Origin of the sequence: Bacillus sp. HU-1818, from assembly GCF_022695965.1 — a bacterium.
Lineage (GTDB): Bacteria > Bacillota > Bacilli > Bacillales > Bacillaceae > Bacillus > Bacillus atrophaeus.
This window is the reverse complement of the sequence record NZ_JAAPBE010000001.1, coordinates 515,997-532,034: the sequence shown is the minus strand read 5'-3', so window position 1 is coordinate 532,034 and position 16,038 is coordinate 515,997. Positions and strand designations below refer to the sequence as shown.

General features: G+C 41.9%; 13 protein-coding genes and 1 pseudogene. 7 read left to right on the top strand and 7 right to left on the bottom strand.

Features of this window, described 5'->3' with window-relative positions:
• The first annotated feature begins 28 nt into the window (after positions 1-28).
• Positions 29-1,996, top strand: a complete 1,968-nt coding sequence (locus tag GXP75_RS02420; RefSeq protein WP_242556050.1) for a methyl-accepting chemotaxis protein — start codon at positions 29-31, stop codon at positions 1,994-1,996.
• A gap of 279 nt (positions 1,997-2,275) precedes the next feature.
• Entirely contained in the window at positions 2,276-3,142 is an 867-nt protein-coding gene (locus GXP75_RS02415) for an NAD(P)-dependent oxidoreductase (protein WP_214914902.1), read from the top strand.
• Positions 3,143-3,186: 44 nt separating this feature from the next.
• On the opposite strand, the gene GXP75_RS02410 is transcribed toward GXP75_RS02415, so the two are convergent.
• The gene (locus tag GXP75_RS02410; protein ID WP_242556049.1) at positions 3,187-3,990 is read right to left on the bottom strand and encodes a CAP domain-containing protein; all 804 of its coding nucleotides are present in this window, start codon (positions 3,988-3,990) and stop codon (positions 3,187-3,189) included.
• A 341-nt stretch (positions 3,991-4,331) separates the two neighbouring features.
• Between GXP75_RS02410 and GXP75_RS02405 the strand changes: the two genes are divergently transcribed.
• The gene (locus GXP75_RS02405) at positions 4,332-6,452 is read left to right on the top strand and encodes a peptidoglycan D,D-transpeptidase FtsI family protein (protein WP_242556048.1); all 2,121 of its coding nucleotides are present in this window, start codon (positions 4,332-4,334) and stop codon (positions 6,450-6,452) included.
• 183 nt (positions 6,453-6,635) lie between these two features.
• On the top strand, positions 6,636-8,456 hold the full coding sequence (locus GXP75_RS02400) for a PAS domain-containing protein (protein WP_242556047.1): 1,821 nt from the start codon (positions 6,636-6,638) through the stop codon (positions 8,454-8,456).
• A gap of 22 nt (positions 8,457-8,478) precedes the next feature.
• Here the strand turns inward: GXP75_RS02400 and GXP75_RS02395 are convergent, their stop codons facing one another.
• The gene (locus GXP75_RS02395; RefSeq protein WP_061571420.1) at positions 8,479-9,648 is read right to left on the bottom strand and encodes an aminotransferase A; all 1,170 of its coding nucleotides are present in this window, start codon (positions 9,646-9,648) and stop codon (positions 8,479-8,481) included.
• A gap of 205 nt (positions 9,649-9,853) precedes the next feature.
• Positions 9,854-10,015 (bottom strand): hypothetical protein, encoded by a 162-nt coding sequence (locus GXP75_RS02390; protein ID WP_003327276.1) that lies wholly within the window; start codon positions 10,013-10,015, stop codon positions 9,854-9,856.
• 208 nt (positions 10,016-10,223) lie between these two features.
• Here GXP75_RS02390 and cheV point away from each other — a divergent pair, with 208 nt between their 5' ends.
• Complete coding sequence (cheV, locus tag GXP75_RS02385; RefSeq protein WP_003327275.1) at positions 10,224-11,135, top strand: chemotaxis protein CheV; 912 nt, start codon at positions 10,224-10,226, stop codon at positions 11,133-11,135.
• Between the two features lie 52 nt (positions 11,136-11,187).
• On the opposite strand, the gene GXP75_RS02380 is transcribed toward cheV, so the two are convergent.
• The 4 genes from GXP75_RS02380 to GXP75_RS02365 form a co-directional block, all read right to left on the bottom strand.
• A complete protein-coding gene (locus GXP75_RS02380) occupies positions 11,188-11,652 on the bottom strand; it encodes a YkyB family protein (protein WP_003327274.1) in 465 nt (154 codons plus the stop codon).
• A gap of 122 nt (positions 11,653-11,774) precedes the next feature.
• Positions 11,775-13,070 carry an MFS transporter gene (locus tag GXP75_RS02375; RefSeq protein WP_061571422.1) on the bottom strand — a complete coding sequence of 432 codons (1,296 nt, stop codon included), beginning with the start codon at positions 13,068-13,070 and terminating at the stop codon, positions 11,775-11,777.
• A 75-nt stretch (positions 13,071-13,145) separates the two neighbouring features.
• Positions 13,146-13,643 (bottom strand): L,D-transpeptidase family protein, encoded by a 498-nt coding sequence (locus GXP75_RS02370; protein WP_106045094.1) that lies wholly within the window; start codon positions 13,641-13,643, stop codon positions 13,146-13,148.
• Between the two features lie 135 nt (positions 13,644-13,778).
• Positions 13,779-14,639 (bottom strand): metallophosphoesterase, encoded by an 861-nt coding sequence (locus tag GXP75_RS02365; RefSeq protein ID WP_242556046.1) that lies wholly within the window; start codon positions 14,637-14,639, stop codon positions 13,779-13,781.
• Between the two features lie 146 nt (positions 14,640-14,785).
• Here GXP75_RS02365 and fadH point away from each other — a divergent pair, with 146 nt between their 5' ends.
• Both fadH and GXP75_RS02355 read left to right on the top strand, forming a co-directional pair.
• Positions 14,786-15,550: a 2,4-dienoyl-CoA reductase gene (fadH, locus tag GXP75_RS02360; protein ID WP_214914876.1), complete on the top strand. Its 765-nt coding sequence runs from the start codon at positions 14,786-14,788 to the stop codon at positions 15,548-15,550.
• Between the two features lie 74 nt (positions 15,551-15,624).
• Positions 15,625-15,759 (top strand): annotated as a pseudogene (locus tag GXP75_RS02355) (hypothetical protein); the annotation flags it as partial.
• Positions 15,760-16,038 lie beyond the last annotated feature (279 nt).

Genomic DNA, 16,038 nt, shown 5'->3' with positions numbered 1-16,038 from the left:
CCGATATACTCATTAGGAGGGGATTGCTTTGTTTAAAAAACTGCATATGAAAATTGCTGTTTTTGTTTCGATTATGTTAATTTTAACGGTTATTCTTTTGCAGCTTTCTTCTTTTCTCATTTTAAAACCAATGATTACTGAAGAAGGTAAAAACGCAACAGAAAATGTAACGAATTCGCTTGAGCAAAACATACAAATACAATTAAAGAACTATGAAATCTCATTATTAAGATTGGCGAACGGGGATCTCTCCCAATCTTTTATAAAAAAACCCGCTAAAGAAGTGACCGCGCTGTTTCACGATGAAATTAAGCAAATCCAAGAAAATGATAAATATGTCGCACTTGCTTACATAGGGACCGGCAAAAAAGAAATGTTTGCATATCCAAAGTCTGAATTTGCCAAAGATTATGATCCGACGGCACGACCTTGGTACAAGCTTGCAGCTGAAACTCCTGATAAGGTCGTCTGGACGGAGCCTTATAAAGATGTTGTTTCAGGAGAAATGATTGTGACAGCCGCAAAAGCCATTAAGACCAATAACAAGGTAACAGCCGTCGCGAGCTTAGATCTGAAACTGTCCTCTATTCAGAGCATGGTGAATAAACAAAAGGTGCCTTATCAAGGCTTTGCCTTTTTGGCAGACGGAAGCGGCAGCCTTTTGGCACACCCTTCTAAGCAGGGCAAAAATATATCTGAGGATCAGTCGCTTAAGGGACTAGCTTCAGACACTAAAGGAATACAAGATGAAAACGGAAAAATGGTTGTTTACCAAACCATTGAAGAAACAGGGTGGAAAGTCGGCACTCAGTTTAACACAGATGAGTTAATGTGGATCTCTGAGAAAATGAACCGTTCAGGCATTCTGATTGCCGTCATCGCGCTTTTGATCACGATTGTACTCAGCTATTTCCTGGCCAAAACGATTACCGGTCCGATTCAGCAGCTGATTGCAAATACAAAAGCGGTTTCAGCCGGTGATTTGACAGTCAGCGCCCAATCGAAATCAAAGGATGAAGTCGGCACACTGACGAAACATTTTAATGCCATGGTTGAAAACATGAAAGATATGGTGGAACAGGTCAGGAATTCATCAGGAAAAGTGTCTCAGACAACTGATCAATTAAGCACAGTATCCGCAGAGACAAATGAAACGAGCGGGCAGATTGCCAAAGCTATTGAAGAAGTGGCGGCCGGAGCGACAGAACAAGCGTCAGAAGTCGAAACGATAAATGAAAAATCAGAGAACCTTTCAAATAAAATCAAACAAATTGCAACTCATGCGGGGAGCATCAAATCGCTGTCAAAATCATCTGAGGATGCAAGCTACAAAGGGCTGGATTCTCTCGGGCATCTGCTGATGAAATCAAATGAAGCTAATTCGGAAACGAAGAAAGTGGAATCCATGCTGTCTGATCTTGAAAAGCAAACGAAAAACATTGAGGAAGTAGTTACGGCCATCTCGGCTGTATCTGATCAAACAAACCTGCTCGCGTTAAATGCCAGCATTGAAGCGGCCAGGGCCGGAGAAAGCGGACGAGGCTTTGCGGTTGTGGCTGACGAGGTTCGAAAGCTGGCTGAGCAATCAGCCCTGTCAACAAAGCATATCAGCGATACGGTGAAGCTGATTCAGAAGGAAACGGAAGAAGCGTCCCATGCGATGACAGAGGCGAGCAGGATGAATGATGAGCAAAACGGCGCCATTCATGAGACTGGTGAAGTATTAAACACCATTACCTCAGAAATGCAGTCTCTTGTGAAAGGGATTGATTATATCTATGAAGAAATCCAAAGAATGAGTGAAGAGCAGCTTGTGATCTCTGAAGCCATTCAAAGCATTTCCGCTATTTCACAGGAATCCGCTGCAGCTGCGGAGGAGGTTAACGCCTCTACTGATGAGCAGCTGATCACGCTTGATAAGGTGAAACATTCAACAGATACCTTGAAAAATGCAAGTCAAGATCTCATGAATGCGATTGCCAAATTCACATTGTAATTGGGCGATAGCCAGGTCATTTTGATGATCTGGCTTTTGTCTTTCTTTCAGTGTGACTGAAAACTCTGGAAGGCATGGATAATGGGCAGCGGAGCAGGTAATCACAGTCATTGACCTGACATCCTAAACAGGCCTGACAATAGTTTGGAATTATCGACCCGCTGTAACCCTAAAGGTTTTTTTAAACGGCTGCTCTATTTCTATAGATATGGTAAGCTAATGAATGTCAGATTATTATGAAACAACACTACATATCTCATCATCGGGGAGGAAGTCGCATTGAAAAAAACAATCGGATTTATCGGACTGGGAGTTATGGGAAATAGCATGGCGTCACATATTCTGTCAGAAGGCCATCCTGTTTTAGTGTATACCCGCACAAAACAAAAAGCGGACAAGATATTGGAAAAAGGAGCGGCTTGGAAGGATACGGTCGCAGATCTTTCTAAGGAAGCGGATGTTATTATAACAATGGTAGGCTATCCAAGCGATGTGGAGGACATTTATCTCGGCAGTAATGGAATTATTGCCAATGCTAGAGAAGGCGCATATGTCATTGATATGACCACTTCAAAGCCGTCGCTTGCTAAACAGATTGCCGAAGAGGCTAAACAAAAATCCATATTTGCTTTAGATGCGCCAGTTTCCGGCGGGGATATCGGTGCTCAAAACGGGAAGCTCGCTATTATGGTCGGGGGAGAGGAAGAAGCATTTGAAGCTTGTCTGCCGATCTTTGCATTAATGGGTGAAAATATTCAATATCAAGGCCCCGCGGGCAGCGGGCAGCACACAAAAATGTGCAATCAAATCGCCATCGCGGCGGGTATGATAGGTGTATCAGAAGCAATGGCTTACGCTCAAAAATCAGGCCTGCAGCCAGAAAAGGTTCTCAAAAGTATCACAACAGGAGCCGCAGGAAGCTGGTCATTGTCAAATCTTGCTCCCCGTATGCTGAAGGGTGACTTTGAACCGGGATTCTATGTCAAACACTTTATTAAAGACATGGGAATCGCTCTTGAGGAAGCGGAATTGATGGGGGAAGAGATGCCTGGTCTGTCGCTTGCGAAATCATTATACGATCAGCTTGCGGAACAAGGAGAAGAAAACAGCGGAACTCAAAGCTTATATAAGCTGTGGGTAAAATAAGCAAAAAAAGAGATTGCCTATAAAACAGGCAATCTCTTTCACTATTATTTTCCGATGAATTGCTGTGTCCAGTAGTTTCCTGACTCAACATAGCCGACACCGATATGCGTAAAGCTCGGGTTCATAATATTTTCTCTGTGCCCTTGGCTGTTCATCCACGCTTTTACGACTTCTTCAGGTGTTTTTTGGCCTTGCGCGATGTTTTCACCTGCTGTTTTGTAGCTGATTCCGAATGATTTCATCATATCAAACGGTGATCCGTAAGTCGGGCTTTGGTGGTCAAAGTAGTTTTTATCTTTCATATCTTGAGATTTTGCATGTGCTGATTTGCTTAACTTTTCATCAATTTGAAGCGGTTTTAAGCCTTGTTTTTGTCTTTCAGCATTTGTAAGTTCAACGACTTTCTTTTCATACGCGCTTACAGATGAAGCGTCAGACTTAGTTGTATTTTTGCTTGTTTTTTCTGGCTGTTTTGAAGCGTCAGCTGCAGGTGCTTCCTTTTGAGTGCTGACATTGGCAGGCTCAACTTTCTTGGACGCATTTGGTGCTGCTTTGCTTTCATCCTTTTTTTGTACATCTTTAATCGTCATATTTGAATTTGATTTTTTCGCATAATTTTGAAGCATATGCTGTAATTTCTCTGCATCCGCAGCATTTAGTTTCTTTATATCCGTTTTAATATGTAGTTTGGCAACCACATCTTGAAGTTTAAGAGTCTGCACCGTATTTCCTGTTTTAACAGTCACAACTGGCTGGCAGGAGAGTTCTTTGGCCGATGCTTGCTGAACGCCTCCGAATGTGAAAATTGATACCGCTGCCGCAGCAGATAAAATAAAAGCTTTCTTCATAAGTTCCGTACCTCCTAGAAATGTTTGTTTTTCTACACCAAAAATCATAACATGGACTTTCTGTCATAATGTATCCATCCTTTTCCTTTGACAAGTGCAGATTGTTATTTTTGTAATATAGGAGACTGAAATGCTATCTGACTGGGAAATAAGTCTGTTACGCTTCTTCATTGGATAGTTATATAGCTTCCATTATTTTAAAACGCTACATAAATTTTAATAAATTTGAATCTTGACAAGTTTTTTTTACCTCTTTTCGCTGTAACAACTTTTACAAAGGTGTTACAATTAATATCAGTTTATGTAAATATATTGAATGTTTTGAGAGGGGAAAACCAGAAGTGACTGAAATAGGACGCGAATCGAAAACAAAGCCAAAAAACAAACGAAATAGAGCGTGGAGAATGAACCTTTATTTCCTTGTCGTTTTTGTTCTATTCGCTGCACTCATCTTTAAACTCGGCGTGGTTCAGATTGTAGAAGGAGAAAAGCATGTAGAAGACGCCCAAAAGGCAAATGCCAAGACGGCGTATTATCCTGCTCCGAGGGGCAAGATGTATGACAAGCAAAAAAGGGTGGCTGTCGATAACCAGGCAGTTCCTGAAATCGTATATGTCTCAACTTCAAAGACGAAAACAGAAGATAAATTAAAAACAGCGAAAAATCTTTCTTCTTATATCAGTATTGATACCGAGTTTTTGAAGGACAGGGACCTGCGTGATTTTTGGCTTGCTTCCCATCCTAAAAAGGCGCTTAAGCTGCTGAAAACATCTGAAGATGACCTAAATGGGGCAGAAGCTTATAAACGGCAGGTAAAACGAGTTCCGGAAGAAGAACTGAAAGCCCTTAAAAAAAATAAAAAAGAGCTGGAAATCGCAGCAATCTTCACACGTTTTTCAAGCGGGAATTCATATGAGCCACAGGTTGTAAAATCAATGGACCCAAATAAAATCAGCGGTAACGGCAGCGAAGGATCCTTGCTGGATGAAAGTAAAAACACGTCTCTAAAACCGAAAAGCGACTTAACGTATGAGGAAGTCTCTCTTGTTTCCGAACATTTAGAGGAGCTGCCGGGAATAGATGTTGTCGATGATTGGACGCGGAAATATCCGTTTGACAAAACACTCTATTCTGTATTTGGCGGTGTCACAACACCTGAACAAGGACTTTTGAGCGACCGTAAAGATTATTATTTAACAAGAGGCTATTCGAGAAATGACAGAGTCGGCAAAAGCTATCTTGAATATCAGTATGAAGATTATTTAAACTCGCAAAAAGCAAAAGTGGAGTACGTGGAAAACAGCAAAGGCGAAGTAACCAGCCAAAAAACCATTGATAAAGGAAGCAGGGGTTACGATCTTCAGCTTTCATTTGATATGGAATTACAGGCAAAGGTTGAAAAAATTATTGAAGAAGAGCTGAGAAACAGCAGAGCCCGTGGCAACTATATGGTGGACAGAGCTTTTGTTGTCATGATGGACCCGAATAACGGAGATATTCTAACAATGGCGGGCAAACGTATTGATCTGGAAACGAATAAATTACAGGATTATGCTATCGGAGCCTTTACGACCCAATATGAAATGGGATCGTCCGTCAAGGGAGCGACTGTGCTTTCCGGCTATCAAGCCGGGCTTCCGCATTACCAAACGTTTGTGGATAGGACTCTTGTTTTTAAGGGCGGATTGAAAAAGAGCTCTTATACGAATATGGGAAGCATTACTGAGCTGACGGCCCTGCAAAGAAGCTCAAACGTATATATGTTTAATGTCGCCATGCACATCGCGGGTGTGACATATAAGCCGAACGGGGCTCTTCCTGCTGATCAGGAGGACTTGCGCAAAATGAGAAATTACTACAGCCAATTTGGATTAGGCGTTAAGACGGGAATTGATCTTCCGCAAGAATCAGCGGGGATGCAGACAACTCCTGATGCAGTCGGGGGCCTCATTTTAGACTTAGCGATCGGCCAATATGATACATACACACCGCTCCAGCTAGTCCAATATATGTCTTCAATCGCAAACGGAGGCTATCGCATTCAGCCGCGAATCGTGACAAGTGTGCATAAACCGGGAAGGGATGATAAACTCGGCACGATGATCGAGGAGCGGCAGCCGAAAATTTTAAATAAAATAAACAACTCGGCAAGCGATATAGAACAGGTCAAAGCAGGGCTGAAAAAAGTAACATCAACAGGCGGGACCGCTGCAGGTGTTTTTGGAACAAATGATGTATCTGGAAAAACGGGGACGGCACAGACGTTTTATTATGGAACCAATAAAAATTGGTGGGGACTTGAAACATATAATCTGACGTTTGCCGGTTATTATCCGTCAACAAATCCGCAAGTGGCCTTCAGTGTCGTTGTTCCTTCTGTGAGGGACGATCATGATGAAATAACCAAAAAAATTGAAGGCCGCGCGATTGATGCCTATGTAAAATTGCAAAAAAGTTACTAAACGTCTAAGACAAGAAGGGCCGCTGGTTAATAGTTTGGCCCTCTTTCTTTTATTCAAAAATTGACGATCACAATAAGAATAGAAGGAGAATTCTCATTTTTTAGCGAATCAGTCTAGTGAAATTTCTTTTTGTGAAAAAAAGATGAATAGCTGATGGTGATTACAATGCAAAGGAGGGATTCTGTGGAACAGGATACGCAGCACGCACGACAATTTCAAATCAAAACGGATATTCACGCCGTCTTAACTTCCAATGGACGCATCATTTATATTTCCGCAAATTGCAAGCCGTATTTAAGTTATGCCCAAGAAGAGATGATTGGATCATTCATGAAGGAGTTTCTGCACGAGGAAGACCAGTTTTTAGTGGAAAGCTACTTTTATAATGAACATCATCTGATGCCTTGTACCTTTCGTCTTATAAAAAAAGACCATACCATTGTGTGGTTAGAAGCCGGTGTAGAAATTGTCACCACCCAGGTTGAAGGAAACGGCAGGGAGATTATACTGAAAATGAAGGTGCTTGAGGAGGAATCCGGTCATCAATCCCTCAACTGCAATAAAAATAAAATCCAGCCTGAACATCAAACATCATCCTCTTATCTGAATAGTGAATTTGAACGGTTAGTTGAAACTCTTCCAAGCCCATTATGTATCAGCGTCAGCGGTAAAATCGTCTACGTCAACAATGCAATGCTCTCCATGCTCGGAGCGGAAACCAAGGATCACATTATCGGCAGATGGTCTTATGAATTTATCGAAGAGGAATACCATGACATCGTAAAAAATAGGATTTTGCGAATGCAAAAAGGGATGGAGGTAGGAATGATTGAACAGACGTGGAAAAGGCTTGACGGCACACCTGTTCATCTAGAAGTAAAAGCCGCTCCGGCCATTTACAAAAACCAGCGGGCTGAACTGCTGCTGCTGATTGATATATCCTCGCGAAAAAAATTCCAAACCATCTTGCAAAAAAGCAGGGAGCGGTATCAGCTGCTTATTCAAAACTCTATCGACACCATTGCGGTCATACACAATGGAAAATGGGTATTTATGAACGAATCAGGCATTTCTCTTTTTGAAGCGGCGACGTATGAGGATTTAATCGGAAAAAATATATACGACCACCTTCATCCGTGCGACCATGAAGATGTAAAAAAGCGAATTCAGAACATTGCGGAGCATAAAACTGATTCAGAAGTCATGAAGCAATCATGGTTCACTTTTCAAAATCGATTGATCTATACGGAAATGGTCTGCATTCCGACAACCTTTTTTGGCGAAACCGCCGTTCAAGTGATTTTGCGGGATATTTCTGAGCGCAAGCAAACCGAGGAGTTAATGCTTAAATCTGAAAAGCTCTCGATCGCAGGGCAGCTTGCTGCTGGAATTGCCCATGAAATACGCAATCCGCTCACAGCGATTAAAGGATTTTTACAGCTTATGAAGCCGACGATGGAGGGCAATGATCATTACTTTGACATTGTATTTTCTGAGCTGAGCCGAATTGAATTGATTCTCAGCGAACTGCTTATGCTTGCCAAACCGCAGCAGCATGCCTATAAAGAGCATTTAAACCTTAAAAAATTGATCAGCGAAGTGACAGCCCTGTTGGAAACCCAGGCGAACTTAAATGGAATATTCATTAAAACCGCCTTTCAAAGAGAAAGTATTTTTATTAACGGTGATCAGAATCAGCTCAAACAAGTGTTCATCAATTTAATTAAAAACGCTGTGGAATCAATGCCTGACGGGGGAACAGTTGAAATTGACACGACAGAGGATGAGCATTCCGTCCACGTTACTATTAAAGACGAGGGAGAGGGCATCCCTGAAAAGGTACTGAAGCGTATAGGAGAACCATTTTTAACAACAAAAGAAAAGGGAACGGGACTCGGACTTATGGTTACATTTAATATTATTGAAAATCATCAAGGAACCATCCAGGTAGACAGCAAGCCGGAAAAAGGCACGTCATTTAAGATTTCATTTCCAAAAAAATAAAACAACGGCTTAAAGCCGTTGTTTATACAGTCTGCATTGATTCTCTTTTCTTTAATACAAACAATTCCAAACGGTCTAAGCCTTCTCTTAACGTATCTAACGAGTATGCAAAAGACAGCCTCACGTATCCTTCGCCAAACTCTGAGAATGAGCTGCCCGGCACAAGAGCGACGCCAGAATCCTCCAAAAGAGCCATGCTAAAATCGAATGACGACATTCCAAAGGATTTAATCGAAGGAAAAATATAAAATGCTCCTGATGGCTTCACGACATCCAGTCCCATTGAGACAAGGCGGTCATATACATAGTCGAGCCGCTTTTTATATTGCTCCCTCATAATAAGGGCGTCATCAACTCCGTTGGTGACTGCCTCCACCGCCGCTTTTTGAGAAATGGAGGAAGCGCAGGACACGTTATACTGATGCACTTTTAAAATGTGCTTAGCGATTTCCTTCGGGGCGAATAAAAAGCCGATTCTCCAGCCAGTCATGCTGTGTGATTTTGATAAACCATTAATGACAATCGTCTGATCTCTTAAAAATGTCGCAATTGAGTGATGGGGCCTGTCATATGTCAATTCGCTGTAGATCTCATCAGACAGGACAAAGATATTTCTTCCTTTTAAAAGAGAAGCGATGTTTTTCAGCTCTTCTTCAGACAGTGTAACGCCGGTCGGATTTGACGGATAAGGAAGCACGACACATTTTGTATTAGGCGTCAGCGCTTCTTCAATCAGCCGCGCCGTCAGCTTAAAGCCGTGAGAGGTAGTATCCGCGAATACAGGTGTAGCGCCGCACATTCTGATGATAGGCTCATAACCAGGGTAAATAGGGCCCGGCAAAATGACTTCATCACCCGGGGACAAAATCGTCCGGAAAGAAGCATCAATCGCCTGGCTTGCTCCCGTGGTTATGATGATTTCACTTTCAGCTTCATAATTGAAATCGTATTTTTTCTTCATATAAAGCTGGACAGCTTGTCTCAATTCAAGGTAGCCGGCATTTGGTGTATATGAAGTGACATTATCATCGATCGCCTGTTTGGCGGCAGCTTTTACATGATGCGGCGTAAAAAAATCAGGCTGACCGATCGTGAGCGAGATGACATTATCGTACCTAGCTACAAGATTTGAGAATTTGCGTATTCCTGAAATTTCAATCTCTTTAACTTTCGGGTTCAGCAAATGTTCCATAATTCATCACCTTAAAATATATAATGAGTTTTTATCCTATTTTACCATTAGCTGATCATTTGTCATCTTTTTAGCTGATATATATTTGATTGTATGCCGGAGTATTTAAAACATACCTCTTATCAGAGAAAAAAATAAGACAACCAGCAAGTATGATTGTCTTTATTGTATCATGATCTATTATTGTTTATATGTGTAAATTTGATCAATAACCATATTCTGAATGAAGGTCTTCGTGCCAAATCAAATACGCGGGATGCTCTTCATGCTGTTCAGCGGCTTTTTTCTTCATTTCGAGATAAGCCTTTTCGCTGACTTCCTCTAAAACAGTCATTTCATTTTGTTTGAATATTACTAAAGTACCCATTATTTACACCCTTCTTTCAAAAAATCCTTGACTATTGTACCATGGACAGATTGAAAGTCAATGGATAGCAGGCAAAAAGTATCTTTTTTCTGAAAAAATCCGGCTGAAATGAACAGGAATCGCAATTTGAAGCAGTGCGCCATTCACTTTTTATTATTTTGTCCGATATATACAGTACAATACTGAAAGCGAATTGTGAGGGATTGAATTGTCTTTACATCAACACGACATTTTATTAGATTCTGGAACTAATGAATTGGAGATTGTGAAATTTGGCGTCGGAGAGAATACGTTCGGCATTAACGTCATGAAAGTCAGAGAAATTATCCAGCCCGTCGGGGTCACTTCTGTGCCGCACTCCCACCAGCATGTAGAAGGAATGATCAAATTAAGAGGGGAGATTCTTCCGGTCATCAGCCTGTTTTCGTTTTTTGGCGTTGAGGGCAGCGGGTCTAAAGATGAGAAATATATCGTGACAGAGTTTAACAAACGGAAAATCGTCTTTCATGTCGGCTCTGTTTCTCAAATCCACAGGGTATCTTGGGAGTCAATAGAAAAACCGACTTCCTTAAATCAGGGAATGGAACGGCATTTAACCGGAATCATTAAATTGGAAGAAACGATGATCTTTCTGCCTGATTACGAAAAAATCATTTATGATATTGAATCGGATTCAGGTGTTGAAACGTACAATGTGCACCAAGAGGGCTTTGATGAAAGAAGAACAGGCAAAAAGCTCATTATTGTAGAGGATTCACCGCTTCTTTTACGCCTTTTGACTGACGAATTAAAGGAAGCCGGCTATAACGACATTACGTCATTTGAAAACGGGAAAGAAGCGTACGAACATATCATGGGCTTAACGGAAGAAGGAGGCGACCTCTCCGAACAGGTTGATATGATCATCAGTGATATTGAGATGCCGAAGATGGACGGACACAGGCTGACAAAGCTGCTTAAGGATAATCCGCGAAGTTCTGATGTTCCGGTGATGATCTTCTCGTCCTTAATAACAGACGATTTGCGGCATCGCGGTGAAGTCGTAGGTGCCGACGAGCAAATAAGCAAGCCGGAAATCAGCGATTTAATTAAAAAGGTCGATACGTATGTGATTGATTAGTATCCGTAAAGAAACAGCCGATGCGTAAAAATGCATCGGCTGTTTTTTCGGCTTAAAAGTAACTTTCTCCAAGCTTTTTGAAAACAGGTTTATGGTAAGTTGGCTGCTGCCGATTTGTGACAAACGGTTTTTCTTTCATGCCGACATAATCTTGCAAAAGGTTTTTCGCTTTTGTTAAAGACATTTGAGCTTTAGGATTCCGGTACGATTGATTTAGCGTACCTAAATGCGGAAGGTGTTCGAAGTCTTCTTTTGTTGGAGGCATGTGAAAATAGTAGTCTCCGATTGAGATGAGCACGTCCGATTGCTGTTGGCTAAACCTTGGATTTTTTGAAAAATGAAGCCCTACTTTCTTTCCTTTACCTTCTTTCACCAGCTTTTGTAAAGCCCGTTTTTTCAAAGTATAAAGGTATTTAGGGTTGGGGGCGGTTTTTGCATGGCGGTTCACAGTGTAGACAGCTTTTGAAAGATTTTCGATGGTTGGCCGCAGATCTTTCGTATATGCATGGTCGTCCATTATTACTCTCCTTTACAATTCATCAAAGTTCTTATGATTAGATTATACTTTTTTAAAGTTGAAATGCAAATATTGAATATAAAAATGCGCTTTTTCATTGGAAAACAGCGCATTTTTACCCTTTAATATACGGATTTTATTCTTTTTTTTCGCTGAGTTCCCAGTTTTTCCTGAACATCGATCTCAGCAGCCTGAGCACTGAATTTTGGCAGTGCAATGAAATAGAAAATAAAAACAAGAAGAATAACCGCTCCCATCCCATAATAAAGGTAATCTATATTTGGAACGATCTTTGGAAATAAAAGAGCGACTAAGCCAAGTGTCATGGATTGGGCAAACATCATGAACGGGTCTTGCCACCCGCTTACACGGCCCATTAATTTCGGATGAACAATCTTTGGCATCCAGCCTCCAATGGCAATATTGACAGGGCCGATGCACATTCCCAGTACAAAAGCAGTAGCATAATAAACCCATAGCACATTTGTATATCCAAGCAGAAAAATAAGAAATCCTGCTATCAAAATGGGAACCGACATTAAAAAATGCGGCTTGATTTTTTTGGAGACCAAAGTCCCGATCACACTGCCGGCTAAGAGCCCAAACCCGATGGCGACCGTAAACACGGAAGTATGCCATTCATAACGGTCAGGGGCCAGTCCATATTTCATAGTGAACATCGGGAGCACGGCAAACGCCCCGTTAACAAAGCCGAATACAAAAAAGCCAAATATCAGGGAGGCGAGCAATTTGTTTTTTAAAATGTAAACAATGCCTTCCTTAAAATCGTTTAAAGAATCTTTAACGGAAGCCTTTCTCCAATTAAACGCTCCATTAGGCTGTCTGGCCTCTAAAGGTATTTGGCAGGCACGAATGAGAAAACCCGATACGATAAAGCTTACAAGATCAAGCAAGATGGCGCCGTGGATGCCGATGGTATTGTACATAAACGCTCCGATTCCGACACCGAATACCATAAATATACTGAAGAGCATCTGATTAAGCCCCGCTGCTTTTGCATATTGCTCCTTCGGTAAAATAGCTTGTACAAGACTTGCCTCGGCCGGATAAAAAAACTTTGTGACAGCGCTTCTGACAAATAAAATGAAAAACACAAGCGGAATATTGCCGGTAAATAAAGTGAAGAAAAGAACGACAGTCAGTCCGGCTCTGATCCAATCACAATTCTCGGCGACTTTTTTCCTGTCAAACCGGTCAGCTACAACTCCGACAACCAGAAACACAAACACCGTCGGAAGAGAATACATAAGCTCAGCCAAAGTGGCATACGCAGGCTGGCTGCTGAACCGGTCCAGCAGGAAGAAAGCAAACGCCATGTTGCCTACTGTCGTTCCCATTTGAGAAGCAAGTGCTGCGAAAAAAAGTCGAACAAAATTACGATTTTTAAATATATCCATAAAAACGCTCCTTACCCTAAAGGTCCCACTTTATCATATTATAAACCGCTTGTTTTTCAAACTAATAAGTGAATATTACCGATTAATGGTTACTCTTGTTCCGTTTGGAACGATAGAAGCGAGTTCAACAACGTCTTTGTTATACATACGGATACAGCCTTTAGATACAGCCTTGCCAATTGATGAGGGATTATTCGTTCCGTGAATGCCGTAGTGCAGTTTTGAAAGGCTCATCCAATAGGCTCCGAAAGGACCTCCCGGATTAGGCTGCCGATTGACAATGTAATATTCTCCCGTTGGGGTTGTTGTCAGTATTTTTCCTACAGCTATCGGATAAGTCTTGATCAGCCGATTGTTCTGAAACAGCCGGAGTGTCTTGCCGCCGATAGAAACAACGATATGATACGGAATGGAATCCGGATTTGGGATCCCGGGTATAACAATAATCTGTCCTGCGAGGAGGATACCTGTTTGCAGAGAAGGATTTGCACGCACTAAAGCCGCTTGGTCTATTCTGAAATCCGCTGCGATACTGGCTAATGTTTCACCCTGTTTCACTCGATAAGTGAGCAGTTGAGTCATCTCCCTTTTTTAAAAGCAAAAAGAACCATTCCTTTAACTTTAATGGTTCTTTTTGTTTCTTCATTATTTTATATAACTATTGATGAGAATCGTGTTTATGCATGAGGACAAAGACATAATGAAAATCTAATCAGTTCCTCTTAATTCGAAAATTGTAATTTCCGGCTTGGCAAGAAACCGTAAAGGGAGTCTAGTCGTGCCAAGCCCGCGGTTGACATACACTTGCATGCCGTCAACTTTATACATTCCGTCAGTGTAGATTTTTCCATAGGGCGGCGTAATGAGCGGTCCGTAAAACGGGAGCTGTATTTGACCGCCATGTGTGTGGCCTGAAAGCTGAAGGTTAACAGGGTATGCTTTCGCTTTCAATGCGGCATCAGGCTCATGGACGAGCAAGATGGCAAAAACATCATCTCTCAGTTTTGAAAGCGTTCCTTTATAATCGGGCTTTCCGAGCATCAGGTCATCAAGAGCTGCGATGTCCAATTGACTTCCGTCCAAAAGCTTTATCGTCTTCAGTCCATTGCGAAACACCTCAAAACCGGCAGCCTTCATAAGATTTTCGTAAGCTGCAGATCCATAGCCTCCATGGTCGTGATTGCCGAAAACACAAAGCTTGCCAAAGGGCGCGCTCAGCTTTTTTAACGTCTGAAGCGCTGGATAATGGTCTTGGTAAATATGAGGTTTATCAATTAAGTCACCGGTAAAGACGATTAAATCCGGATGAAGATCATTAATATGAAGTACGGTCTTTTTCAGATCCTTCAAAGAAAACGCTTCGCTTAAATGCGTATCGCTGAATTGCACAATTTTAAATTGATCTAAACCGCCGGCAAGAAGAGGACTTTTAATGGTCTGTTTGACCGTAACCATCATTTGGGGTTCAAGGTATCTGGCATAGCCGTAGCCGCCTCCCGCAGTCAGCAGGCCGGCTGCAAAAGTGCCGAGCACACCTTTTAAAAACTGTCTTCTTGATAATTTACGCATGGGTAATCCAACCTTTTGTAGAGTTTCTCCATTATATCATCAGAGCTTATGAAAAATCTCTTCTCAGCATCTGATGACGGAATGCGTGACATTATGTTAAAATCAAATTGAATGGCTATTCATTCATTATTTAGGGGGAGAACGTTATGGAAAAAAAGGTGGTCATTGTCACTGGCGGATCAAGCGGAATGGGAAAAGCGATTGCGAAGAAGCAGGCTGAGCTTGGCTGGAGCGTCATGCTGACGGGAAGAACGCTCGCTGCACTTGAAGAAACGAAAAAAGAGATTGAAAACTCTGGAGGCAAAGCCGCCTTTTTTCAAATGGATGTCCGTTCTGAATCGGCGGCTAAGGAAATGGTTACAGGAACGGTCGAAACCTTCGGACGGCTCGACGCGCTGATTAACAATGCGGCGGGAAACTTTATCTGTCCGGCTGAGAAGCTCACGCCAAATGGCTGGAGGGCGGTAATTGATATTGTCTTAAATGGTACATTTTTTTGCAGCCAGGCTGCAGCCCATCACTGGATTGAACAGCAGCAAAAAGGAACGATACTAAACATGGCTGCGACTTACGCTTGGGGAGCGGGGGCCGGCGTCGTCCATTCGGCCGCAGCCAAAGCGGGAGTGCTTTCTCTGACAAGAACGCTTGCTGTCGAGTGGGGCGGCAAATACGGCATCCGCACAAATGCCATCGCTCCCGGCCCGATCGAACGCACCGGCGGGGCAGAGAAGCTGTGGGAATCAGAAGAGGCGATGAACCGGACGCTGAACAGTGTGCCGCTCAGACGTCTCGGCACTCCTGAGGAAATTGCTGGGCTTGCCTCATTTTTGCTGTCTGATGAAGCATCTTACGTGAATGGGGAATGTGTGACGATGGATGGAGGCCAATGGCTGAATCCTTATCCGTTTTAATTACACATTTCATTTATGAACCTTAGAAAATAACCTTCTTCTTAATCAATTTTAATCTATTGGATAAGTTTTTCCTTGATGCAGTTGTTGTTCCTATTAGATTAGCCTATAAAGAAATTTTTGACGTACCGGATTATAGTGAAGATATTGGGGAAATAACAGCACAAGCATTTAGAGGTGTTATTGAGAAGAAAATGATATCTGAATAAAAGCTGCAAACAAGCGAACATAAGCTGATAGTTCGCTTGTTTTATTTTCTGTTCAAATTTATGATATAATTTTTAAAATTAAGGGAAAAAAAGGCTGGGCCCGAAGGTGATACGCCGGCAGTTTGATATGTATCTCTGCCAACAAGGCTGGTAGAAACACATTAATTTGATACTCAATTATTTTTTAAAAAATAAATAAGATCCCGGATTAAGCAATCTATGAAGATATAAAACTCAAAATCATTCCTTCCTCCTCAGACACTCCTGCACTACCTAAAC

What these genes read in the sequence shown, in the direction of transcription:
- GXP75_RS02365 (WP_242556046.1), bottom strand. Translation starts at nt 14,639, where the DNA reads ATGCGTAAATTATCAAGAAGACAGTTTTTAAAAGGTGTGCTCGGCACT.
- GXP75_RS02380 (WP_003327274.1), bottom strand. Translation starts at nt 11,652, where the DNA reads ATGGACGACCATGCATATACGAAAGATCTGCGGCCAACCATCGAAAAT.
- GXP75_RS02390 (WP_003327276.1), bottom strand. Translation starts at nt 10,015, where the DNA reads ATGGGTACTTTAGTAATATTCAAACAAAATGAAATGACTGTTTTAGAG.
- GXP75_RS02375 (WP_061571422.1), bottom strand. Translation starts at nt 13,070, where the DNA reads ATGGATATATTTAAAAATCGTAATTTTGTTCGACTTTTTTTCGCAGCA.
- fadH (WP_214914876.1), top strand. Translation starts at nt 14,786, where the DNA reads ATGGAAAAAAAGGTGGTCATTGTCACTGGCGGATCAAGCGGAATGGGA.
- GXP75_RS02410 (WP_242556049.1), bottom strand. Translation starts at nt 3,990, where the DNA reads ATGAAGAAAGCTTTTATTTTATCTGCTGCGGCAGCGGTATCAATTTTC.
- GXP75_RS02395 (WP_061571420.1), bottom strand. Translation starts at nt 9,648, where the DNA reads ATGGAACATTTGCTGAACCCGAAAGTTAAAGAGATTGAAATTTCAGGA.